This is a genomic window from Mesorhizobium sp. M5C.F.Ca.IN.020.32.2.1, assembly GCF_004023105.1.
Classification (GTDB): domain Bacteria; phylum Pseudomonadota; class Alphaproteobacteria; order Rhizobiales; family Rhizobiaceae; genus Mesorhizobium; species Mesorhizobium wenxiniae.
Window position 1 is genome coordinate 1 of sequence record NZ_RZSX01001133.1, and the last position, 1675, is coordinate 1675.

Consider the following 1675-nt stretch of genomic DNA (forward strand, 5'->3'; position numbering starts at 1 on the left):
GGCGAGGGCACGCGACTACCAGGCGCTGAAGGGCAGGCTGATGGATGCCGTGCTGGACTCCTGGGCAAAGGTCGGCGACGGCGCCGATCTGGTCATCGTTGAGGGCGCCGGCTCGCCGGCCGAGATCAATCTCAGGAACCGAGACATTGCCAATATGGGCTTTGCGACGCGCGCCAATGTGCCGGTGATTCTGGTCGGCGACATCGATCGCGGCGGCGTGATCGCCTCGGTCGCCGGCACGCATCTGATCCTGCCGGAAGAGGACCGGCGCATGATCGTCGGCTATCTCATCAACAAGTTCCGCGGCGATGTCTCGCTGTTCGATGACGGCATCAAGGCGATCGAGACATTCACCGGCTGGCGCTGCTTCGGGGTCGTGCCGTGGCTGAAGGCGGCGGCGCGGTTGCCATCTGAAGATTCCGTGGTACTCGAACGCCTGGCGTCCGGCGAGAAACGCGCGCTGAAGGTCGCCGTGCCGATGCTTTCGCGCATCGCCAATTTCGACGACCTCGACCCGCTCAAGGCCGAACCGCAGGTCGAGGTGGTATTCGTGCCGCCTGGTCAGCACCTCCCCGAAGATGCCGGGCTGGTGATCATTCCCGGCTCGAAGTCGACGATCGGCGATCTCCTAAGATTCCGCGAGAACGGCTGGGACCGCGACCTTGCCGCCCACCGCAAGCGCGGCGGCCACGTCGTCGGCATTTGCGGCGGGTTCCAGATGCTCGGCCACGTCGTGCGCGATCCCGACGGCATCGAGGGCAGCGTGACCGAGACCACAGGGCTTGGCCTGCTCGACGTTGAAACGGTGATGGAGCCGGAAAAGACCGTGCGCAATGTCAGCGCGCGCTCGGTGCAGTTCGACCTGCCGCTCGAGGGCTATGAAATCCATCTCGGCCGCACCACCGGTCCGGATACGCTGCGGCCGTCCGCCGTTATCAACGGCGTCGATGACGGCGCCATCTCCGCCGACGGCAAGGTATCGGGCACCTATCTGCACGGGCTGTTTTCCGCCGACGCTTTTCGGGCGAAATTCCTGGAAAACCTTGGCGTGAAAGGCGGCGGCGTCGACTATCGCGCCGAGGTCGAACGGGCGCTGGACGAGGTCGCAGCCGAGTTGGAAACTCACCTCGACTGCGACGCCATCTTTGGCCTGGCGCGTTAGCTGGCGGGTTCGGTGGCCTTGGGCCAATAGGTGCCAAACGACCAGACATTGCCTTCCGGATCGCGGCAGATGAATTCGCGGCTGCCGTAATCGCGGTCCGTCAGTTCTTCCAGTATTTCGGCGCCAGCCTTTTTGGCTCTGGCATAAGCAGCATCGGCATCGTCGACGGCAACATAGATCGATCTGCCGCCACCCGGGCCCGGTGCACCGATCATCTGGCCAAACTTGTCGTCGCGTGCAGTGCCCAGCATGATCATCGAGGAGCCAAAAGTCAGTTCGGCGTGATGGACAATGTCGCCTTCGCCGTAGCGGGCATGAACGGCAAAGCCGAAGGCTTCGCCCAGCCAGTCGATCATGTTGACTGCATTGCGGTAGCGCAACGTGGGATAGAGCCTTGGCCGTTCGACATTTATTGTCATGGCGATCTCCTTCAATTGGATTGTCGATAACCCAGTCTGGGCGAAGGCTGTTCGAACGTCTTGAAGAAATGTTACCACGCGCGCGCCCGTTGGG

The 1675-nt window shown here is 62.9% G+C and carries 2 protein-coding genes; one reads left to right on the forward strand and one right to left on the reverse strand.

Features of this window, described 5'->3' with window-relative positions:
- Nucleotides 1-1162 (forward strand): cobyric acid synthase (locus EOA86_RS33610; protein WP_128345479.1); only part of this gene is annotated, 1162 nt, incomplete at its 5' end.
- Here EOA86_RS33610 and EOA86_RS33615 read toward each other — a convergent pair.
- Nucleotides 1159-1581, reverse strand: coding sequence for a VOC family protein (locus tag EOA86_RS33615; RefSeq protein WP_127209706.1), 423 nt, complete (start codon nt 1579-1581; stop codon nt 1159-1161). The genes EOA86_RS33610 and EOA86_RS33615 overlap by 4 nt on opposite strands.
- Between the last annotated feature and the right edge of the window lie 94 nt (nt 1582-1675).